The sequence below is a fragment of the Pseudomonas sp. FSL R10-0056 genome (assembly GCF_009600105.1).
GTDB classification, from domain to species: Bacteria; Pseudomonadota; Gammaproteobacteria; order Pseudomonadales; family Pseudomonadaceae; genus Aquipseudomonas; species Aquipseudomonas bubulae.
The window spans coordinates 54729-63708 of sequence record NZ_WIWL01000170.1; the positions used below are offsets into that span (position 1 = coordinate 54729).

At 59.3% G+C, this 8980-nt stretch carries 6 protein-coding genes and 1 pseudogene; 6 read left to right on the forward strand and 1 reads right to left on the reverse strand.

Going from position 1 to position 8980, the window contains the following annotated elements; all coding sequences use genetic code 11:
• The first annotated feature begins 1 nt into the window (after nt 1).
• Nucleotides 2-994, forward strand: coding sequence for an ABC transporter ATP-binding protein (locus tag GHO42_RS10000; RefSeq protein WP_095002835.1), 993 nt, complete (start codon nt 2-4; stop codon nt 992-994).
• Nucleotides 991-1962: an ABC transporter ATP-binding protein gene (locus GHO42_RS10005; RefSeq protein WP_095018637.1), complete on the forward strand. Its 972-nt coding sequence runs from the start codon at nt 991-993 to the stop codon at nt 1960-1962. Before GHO42_RS10000 ends, GHO42_RS10005 begins: the two co-directional genes overlap by 4 nt.
• A gap of 70 nt (nt 1963-2032) precedes the next feature.
• Here the strand turns inward: GHO42_RS10005 and GHO42_RS10010 are convergent, their stop codons facing one another.
• Nucleotides 2033-3388, reverse strand: a complete 1356-nt coding sequence (locus tag GHO42_RS10010) for an MATE family efflux transporter (RefSeq protein WP_138738310.1) — start codon at nt 3386-3388, stop codon at nt 2033-2035.
• A 210-nt stretch (nt 3389-3598) separates the two neighbouring features.
• On the opposite strand from GHO42_RS10010, the gene GHO42_RS10015 reads away from it, so the two are divergent.
• The 4 genes and pseudogenes from GHO42_RS10015 to GHO42_RS10030 form a co-directional block, all read left to right on the forward strand.
• Nucleotides 3599-4282, forward strand: coding sequence for a response regulator transcription factor (locus GHO42_RS10015; protein ID WP_016780653.1), 684 nt, complete (start codon nt 3599-3601; stop codon nt 4280-4282).
• On the forward strand, nt 4260-5648 hold the full coding sequence (locus tag GHO42_RS10020) for a HAMP domain-containing sensor histidine kinase (protein ID WP_095002838.1): 1389 nt from the start codon (nt 4260-4262) through the stop codon (nt 5646-5648). The genes GHO42_RS10015 and GHO42_RS10020 overlap by 23 nt, the downstream gene beginning before the upstream one ends.
• Before the next feature lie 549 nt (nt 5649-6197).
• On the forward strand, nt 6198-8021 hold the full coding sequence (locus GHO42_RS10025) for an ABC transporter ATP-binding protein (protein ID WP_153326697.1): 1824 nt from the start codon (nt 6198-6200) through the stop codon (nt 8019-8021).
• A 669-nt stretch (nt 8022-8690) separates the two neighbouring features.
• Nucleotides 8691-8980, forward strand: a pseudogene (locus GHO42_RS10030) (energy transducer TonB); the annotation flags it as partial.

The window sequence follows — 8980 nt, forward strand, 5'->3', positions numbered from 1 at the left end:
CATGACTCACTCGCAACCGGTACTGGCCATCGACAACCTGAGCCTTGAGTTCCCGGCCTACAAGAGCAGCGTCAAGGCGTTGAACGGCGTGTCGCTGCACGTCAACCCCGGCGAGATTGTCGGTGTGGTCGGCGAGTCCGGCTCGGGCAAATCGGTGACCGCCATGCTGAGCATGCGCCTGCTGCCCGAACGCAGCTATCGCATCACCTCCGGCAGCCTGAGCATGCTCAACCGCGACATGCTCAGCGCCCCTGAAAAGGACCTGCTGAAAATTCGTGGCCGCGATGCGGCGATGATCTTCCAGGAGCCCATGACCGCCCTGAACCCGACCCGCCGCATCGGCCGACAAATGCTCGATGTCATCATCCACCACCAGAAAATCAGTGCTGCCGCGGCCCATGCCAAGGCTGTCGCCCTGCTGCGCGACATGCATATCGCCAGCCCCGAGCAGGTGCTGGAAAGCTACCCCTTCGAGCTGTCGGGGGGCATGCGCCAGCGGGTGATGATTGCCCTGGCTTTCTCTTGTGAGCCACAACTGCTGATCGCCGACGAACCCACCACTGCGCTGGATGTGACCGTGCAACGCCAGGTGCTGCTGTTGCTGCGCGAAAAGGCCCGACAAAAAGGCACCGCCATTCTCCTGATTACCCATGACATGGCGCTGGTGTCACAGTTCTGCGACCGGGTCTACGTGATGTACACCGGCGCGGTGGTGGAACAGGGGCTCACCGCCGATGTCATGAGCCACCCGCAACACCCTTACACCCGTGGCCTGCTCAGCGGCCTGCCGGAGATGGTCGAGCCGGGGCAACCGCTGCTGACCATCCCCGGGCAAGTACCCAACCTGGCACGCCTGCCCACCGGCTGCACGTTCGCCGAACGCTGCGTGCATGCCATGCCGGTGTGCGGTGAACGCCCGGTGCTGACCGCCATCAACCGTGACGAACAACGCAAAACCGCGTGCTGGTTGCCGCAACAGGAGCTTTCGCAATGAACAGCGCACTGATCTACCCCGTCAAGCAGAGCGGCCCCGAGATTCTGAAACTTGCCGACGTGCGCGTGCGCTTCCCTGTCAGCAACGACTGGCTGGGACGTCCCCGGGGCTATGCCCACGCACTCAATGGCATCGACTTGCAGGTACGGGCCGGTGAAACCCTGGGCATCGTCGGCGAGTCGGGTTGCGGTAAAAGCACCCTGGCACAATTGCTCATGGGCCTGCTCAAACCCAGCAGCGGCGAACTGAGCTGGGCCAACGGCAGCAAGGGCGAAGGCAGCAGCAACGTGCAGATCGTGTTCCAGGACCCGCAATCGTCGCTCAACCCGCGCCTGCCGATCTGGCGCATCATCACCGAACCGCTGTACGCCCGCGGCATGCGCTCGCGCGAACAAATGCGCAGCATTGCCGCCAAAGTGGCGGCCCAAGTGGGCATTCGTCCGGAATATCTGGACCGTTTCGCCCACCAGTTTTCCGGCGGGCAACGTCAGCGCATCGCAATTGCCCGGGCGCTGTCATCAGACCCGGACATCATCGTTCTCGATGAGCCAACATCTGCACTGGATATCTCGGTGCAGGCGCAAATCCTCAACCTGCTGGCCGAACTGCAGCAGGCGCGCAACCTCACCTACATACTGATTTCCCATAACGTATCAGTGGTACGCCATATGGCCGACCGCGTGGCGGTGATGTATCTGGGGCAAATCGTCGAACTGGGCAACGCCGCCCAGGTGCTCGATCAACCGCGCCATCCCTATACGCGCCTGTTGTTTGAAGCGGTACCGCGCCTGGGTGTGCCCTTGCTGGCCGAGCAGGTAGCGGCGCCCACCGAACTGCCGGGCAACCGCAAACTGCCCGAAGGCTGTTTCTTTCTCGAGCGTTGCAGCGCCAGCCGTGAAGGCTGCAAGCAAGCACAGGTAATGCGCGGCGGCGAGCACCAGCGGGTGCGGTGTCACGTTATTGGCTGAAACCGCTTTGCGAACCGGCATGGATGCCGGTAGCGCCGGATATAGACCCGGTATCCGGCTTGGCCACAACTCAAACCAGCCGTTGTATCTGCTTATGCCGCCACACGAGTCGGTAATAAGCCGTCTGTAGCACCAGCATGACCACATAGGTCACCGGGAACGCCATCCATACGCCTTGCAGGCCAAAGTGCGCATCCAGCATATAAGCCGCTGGCAGCTCGATGCACAGCACGCAAAAAATCGTGATCGCCATCGGCACCAGCACCACGCCACTGGCCCGCATGATCCCGCCGATCACTGCCTGGAAGCCAAACACCAGCACGCTCCACAGCATGATATGCAGCAAGTGCTCAGCCCGTACCCGCGCCTCGACATCGGTGATGAACAGGCCCAGCAACCAGTGCGACAGCACATAACCGAGCACCACCAGGGCACCGGTCAGGCACAGATTGATCAGCAAACCGGTGCGCAGGATCGGCCCGATACGCTCGATGCGTCCGGCACCAATGGCCTGGGCCCCGAGGATCGAGGCGGTAATGGCAATCGACAGCGCCGGAAACTGCACATAATTGACGATCTGGGTCACTGCGCCATAGGCCGCCGTAGCCTGGGAACCGTGACTGTTGACCAGCGCCAGAATCACCAGTTCGGACAGCGACAGCACCACCATCTGCACCCCGGTTGGCAAGCCGATGCGCAGCACCTTGCCCAGGATCTCGCGGTTCAGGCGCAGCGCGGCCCACAGTTCACGGTCAGGCGCCATCACATGTTTTTTATGACGCAAGCGCAGGACCAAAAACAGCATGGCCAGTACGTTACCCACCAGCCCTGCATAGGCCGCACTTTGAATGCCCAAAGTTGGCAAACCGCCCCAGCCCAGGATCAGCGCAGGGGTCAGCAGCAACCCCACCACCGTGGAGACCATCAGCGCCAGCAACGGCGAAACCGTATCGCTGACCCCACGCAAAATCTGGGTAAAGAGGATAAAGACCAGCAACAACGGCATGATCAGCATCATCACCCGGGCATAGCCGACGGCCTCTTCCAGCACATCAACCGGGGTGCCCAACGCCAGCAGGGCCGGGCGCGCCAGCAGGCTGCCCAGCACCGCGGCAACCAGGCCGATCACCGCGCCAAGGGTCAGGGTTGCCCCGGTGATCTGCTTGACCAGTGCGGTTTCCCGCGCGCCCCAGGCCTGTCCGATCAGCACCGAGGCACCGGCGCCCAGACCGATGACCAGGGCGATAAAGAAAAACACGATGGGAAACATCCCCGACACCGCAGCCAAGGCCTGGGTGCCCAGCAACTGGCCAACGTAAATCCCGTTGAGGGTGCCGGAAAAGCTCTGCAGGAAATTGGACAGGACCATCGGCGCCAGGAAGATCAGGTAGATCTGCCATAGCGGCCGTTGTGAAGGGGTATGCATGGAAAGTGAGTCCCGGAAAATAACGACGTGGGGTTATACCGCATATGTAACTTATTATTGAAGCCAATCCGCCCTCCTCCAAAGCCCCGGGCAATGGCCTTAGATCTGACTTTTCTAACAGCTGGCTGAACATGAAGAAATATTAAGAAACGTTTCAGCTTTTTCGAGGCAAAATGTGCTCACCGATAAAAAAGACCATCAGGTGGCGGTATGACCCGTATTTTGACCATTGAAGACGATGCCGTAACGGCGAAAGAAATCGTGGCGGAACTGACCAGCCACGGCCTGGAGGTCGATTGGGTCGCCAATGGCCGGGAAGGTCTGGTGCGCGCAGTCAGTGGCGACTACGACCTGATCACCCTCGACCGCATGCTTCCCGAACTGGACGGCCTGGCGATTGTCACCACCTTGCGCACCATTGGCGTGAGCACACCGATCCTGATGATCAGCGCCCTCTCCGATGTCGATGAGCGCGTGCGCGGCCTGCGGGCCGGGGGCGATGACTACCTGACCAAACCCTTTGCCAGCGATGAGATGGCGGCCCGCGTGGAAGTACTGCTGCGGCGCAAAAGCCCGGCCGACAAATACGAAACCTCGCTGCGCGTCTCCGACCTGGAGCTCAACCTGATTACCCGCGAAGCCAGCCGCAGCGAACAACAGCTGAGCCTGCTGCCCACCGAGTACAAGTTGCTGGAATTCCTGATGCGCAACACCGGGCAGATCCTCTCGCGCATGATGATTTTCGAGGAAGTCTGGGGCTATCACTTCGACCCGGGCACCAACCTGATCGATGTGCACATCGGTCGCCTGCGCAAAAAAATCGATCCGCCGGGCCAGGTGCCTCTGATTCGCACTGTTCGAGGCTCGGGTTATGTCATTGCCGAACCCCTCTAAGGGCTGGCGTTCTTCCAGCAGCCGGCTGCTGGCGCTGTACAGTTTTCTGTTTGTGGCCTGGAGCTGCATCCTGATGGGAGTGCTGTATTACGAAGTCTCGGACTACCTGGGCAACCTGGCCAGACACTCCCTGATGCAGCGCCAACACCTGTTTGCTCGCTTTGAGGGTGAGCAACTCGACGAAGCGCTGGCCACCAGCATGACGTTCGATTTGCGTACAGTGGATGCCTATGGCCTGTTCGATGCGCAACACAGGCCGTTGAGCGGCCCGATCCAGACCATCCCTGCCGGGTTGCCACTGGACGGGCAGATCCATGCCTTGAGCACCTGCATTGACTCCGACGACCCCAATCTACCGCAAGACAGCTGCGATGCCGTAGCCACGCACACCAATGACGGGCGCTGGCTGGTGCTGGTGCGCGATAACGGCTCATTGTTTGCCGTAACGCGGATTATTCTGCATGCGCTGTTCTGGGGTGTGTCGCTGACCATCATCCCCGGTATTGCTGGCTGGCATTTGTTGCGCCGCCGCCCGCTGCAGCGCATCCGGTCGATTCAGGCCAGTGCCGAAGCAATTGTCGCCGGCGACCTGACCTACCGTCTGCCGCTGTCCAACCGCCGTGACGAACTGGACATGCTGGCCGCCATCGTCAACGCCATGCTCGATCGCATCGAACTGCTGATGCACGAGGTCAAGGGTGTGTGCGACAACATTGCCCACGATTTGCGCACCCCGCTCACCCGCTTGCGCGCCCAGCTGTACCGGATGCGCCAGCAAGCCGTCGAGGGCTCGGCCGAGGCGTTGCAACTGGACGAAGTGATCGGCGAAACCGACACCCTGATGGCACGCTTTCGCGGTTTGTTGCGCATCTCGGAACTGGAAGATCATCAGCGTCGTTCCGGTTTCCTGCAACTCGACCCGTTGCCTCTGTTGCAGGAGCTGTACGATTTTTACCTGCCGCTGGCTGAAGAGGGTCAGGTGACGTTGACGCTCGAAACGCCAGCGGCCTTGCCCGGCCTCACGGGCGATCGGGCCTTGTTGTTCGAAGCCCTGTCCAACCTGCTGAGCAATTCGATCAAGTTCACCCCGCCCGGCGGTGAGGTGATCCTGCGGGCGACCGACGACAATGGCAGCCCGCTCATCGAAGTGCTCGATACCGGCCCCGGCATCCCCGAGGCCGAACGGGTGGCGGTGTTCCAGCGCTTTTACCGGGTTGATGACAAGCACAGCGGCTTTGGCCTTGGCCTGTCCATCGTCGCCGCCATCGTCAACCTGCACGGCTTCAGCCTGGAGGTGAACAACCGCGAGAGCGGCGGCGCCCGGCTGACCCTGCATTGTCGCCAGAGCCTGATCAATCCCGGCTGACCGCGTTGCCTTTAATCGCGAGCAAGCCCGCTCCCACATGGACGATGCACATCCTGTGGGAGCGGGCTTGCCCGCGATTGGGGGGCACCACGGTGCTCCCGCAAAAAACAATCCTCTGGCTCGATAGACACAACTTGGCACACTTTTTTCTTGTTATTTGCCGTTCGCAGTTTTTTCTCTGGAATCACAGCTTCCAGGGGGTGTAACCGCACCAGTTGCGAACAAGGGCGGTATAGCCGTCCATATTCAGTGCAAAGACCGACCAAAAGTCGCGTCAATGACCCGCTGTCATAAGGAATAACAACGATGTCTGATGTGTGCACGCCAACCCTCTCCCTGCATTCCCCCTATTTTTGTGCCTTGCGCCTGCGCGGCCAGAACGCCTGTCCAGGCACTGACACTTAGTCTGCCCAGCCTCTGAAGCCCCGCCTTGTGCGTACGGGCGACAGATAGCCACCTCCTGTTTTTCTGCGTACCCCCTGCTTGGCCGCCTTTAAGCAAGTGCGGCAGAAGCGGCTCTTTTGGCATTGTTTACAAGACAGGTATGTCATGTCCGAATTTGACGCTATAACCGTTCCTCCCAATCGGCCGTGGGCCCTGGTATGGCATTACATCCGCCTGTATCCGCGCTGGTATTGGGGTATTACGCTGCTGCAAGTCGGCGCGGCGATGGCTGCCACGTTGATGCCCTACGCCATTGGCCGCATCACCGGCGCGGTCAGTGAAGGCGCCTGGCAACAAGGCGACCTGTTGCAGGCCAGCCTGCCCGCCCTGGGCCTGCTGTTCGCCCTGGCAGTGGTGCAATTGCTCTGTGCCAGGGGTGCCACGCTGTGCATGATCATGGTCAGGCCCCTGCAGAAAATTCGTATCGTGCGCGACATGTTTGCCTATCTGCAGCGTCACTCGGCCCGTTATTTCGGTGAACACTTTGCCGGTAGCCTGGCCCACCGGATCAATGAAGGCACCATCGGCCTGCTGGAAATCACCTGGCTGCTGATCGTGGAAATGCTGCCGATTGTCGCGGTGCTGGTCACCAGCCTGGTCATGCTGACCCTGGCTTCGCCCTGGCTGGGCCTGGGCCTGCTGGTCTGGGTAGCGGCGTACACCTGGCTGGCGTATCGGTTGTCGCTCAAGGCACAAAAACTCGCCGCCAGGCATGCCAGCGCGCGCAGCCTGACCACCGGCAAGATTGTCGATGCGGTGGGCAACCTCAACAGCATCCGTCTGTTCGCCCGTCAGGATTACGAACTCAACTACCTGAACCGCTACCAGATCGAGGAAAAACAGGCCGGACAACGCTCCTTCTTCTATCAGGAAAAGGTCCGCATGCTGCAGGACAGCCTGGCCATTGTGTTGCGGGTGGGGCTGGTGGCCCTGGCGCTGTACTTGTGGCATTTGGGCAAGATCGATGTGGGCCAGTTTGTCATGGTGGCCACCCTGGGCCTGATGATCGTGGCGCAATGCAGCTTTTTGAGCATGCAGTTCATGCATTTTTTCGAGTGCATCGGCAATATCGAGAGCAGTATCGATACCCTGCTGCAACCCCATGAAATGCCCGATCAGCACAGCGCCCAACCCGTCAATATCGAGAAAGGCGCCATCCGCTTTCGCGATGTCAACTTCGGCTATAGCCCCGACAGGCCGATCTTCAAGCACTTCAACCTGGATATTCGGGCCGGGCAACGGGTGGGTATTGTCGGTTTGTCCGGCTCGGGCAAATCAACGTTGCTAAGTTTGCTGTTGCGTTCGTACGATCCCCAGGGTGGCAAAATTGAAGTGGACGGCATCGATATACAGGCCATGACCCAGCAGTCGCTGCACACCCATATCGGCTTGATCCCCCAGGAGCCCGGACTGTTTCATCGATCCTTGCGCGAGAATATCGGCTATGGCGATGTGCATGCCGGTGACGCGCAAATTATCCTGGCCGCCAAGCGCGCCCATGCCCATGAGTTCATTCTGCAAATGCCCGAAGGGTATGACGCCCTGGTCGGTGAGCGCGGGGTCAAGTTGTCCGGTGGTCAGCGCCAGCGTATCGCTATTGCCCGGGCACTGTTAAAGAACGCGCCCATCCTGATACTGGACGAAGCCACCGCCAGTCTTGATTCAGAAACCGAAAGTCTGATTCAGAACAGCCTCGATGACATCATGTCGGACAAAACCGTACTGGTAGTAGCTCATCGCCTTTCAACTATCGCCCATCTCGATCGCATTGTTGTATTGGACAAAGGCCACATTGCCGAAGATGGCACTCACCACCAACTACTGGAACGTAAAGGCCTGTACTACCGACTTTGGCAACATCAGTCCGATGGATTGTTGAGTGAACGAGATGAACTGAAAGATGACTTGCCAGTCACGGAAAAAGCGTAACAGCCCCTCCCCCCATATTATTCAGTTGCTTTTCCGCAACACTAACTGCCTGGTACGTTTTACGTTATTACTTGATGATAGTTGCCTATAAGCACCTGCCCACCGACATTCGGCTGGCCGGTGCTTTTTTATTTGCCATCGGTAACATCGAGGGGGTGCGCTCCCTGATGGCACACGCTTCCCAGCCCGCCAGCCATAGGACCCGACAACTGCACTGTTAGTTGGCAGTCACTGTTCACGTTGGTGCACTCTTTTATTACACCCGCCTGCGATTGCCTGATTGTCAGACAATGACGCCGTATCATTCATTCAACTAAGCCCCTTACTTTGTGCGACGCCTTAGTTCATGCCCCGTCATTATCCCTTGCACTATTACTCTGGATGAAACCTGTCACACCCTTATTAAATAAACCGCCATCACCCTACATTTCCTGCGCTGTTGGCATAGCTGTTGCTTTACCTAACTTAACGGAACTTTACAAACCTCCAGACACCGTACCTCTTGATTCAACACAAGGAATACACATGACATTCTTGCCCTCCCGCTTTTGACACACCGTAATAAGTGTTTTCCTGCACTTATTACACAACCGTTAAACAAACAGTTCTCGTCCCTGCGTGCAAGGGCGAACGGAGCCTTATTGCCCTTCATTTAGTCGAGGGACTTTTATGAGTGACGAGGTAAAGAATAAAACGCGGTCTGCCCCGCTGCTCGACGCCGAACGAGTACAGCAGTGGACCCATATTCCCCATGTAGCCAACACCTCGACACCCGCAGGCCTGGTTACATCGCGGGCGTTGTTGCTGGTGGGCCTGGTTGCCCTGCTGCACGCAGGCGCCTGGTGGGTCATGCAGCAGGCCAAGGCCGAGCCCGTGGTCACGCCGCCCGAAATTCCGGAAATGACCGTCGAACTGACCAGCCCGGCACCACCGGCGCCACCCGTGGAAGAGCCGCCACC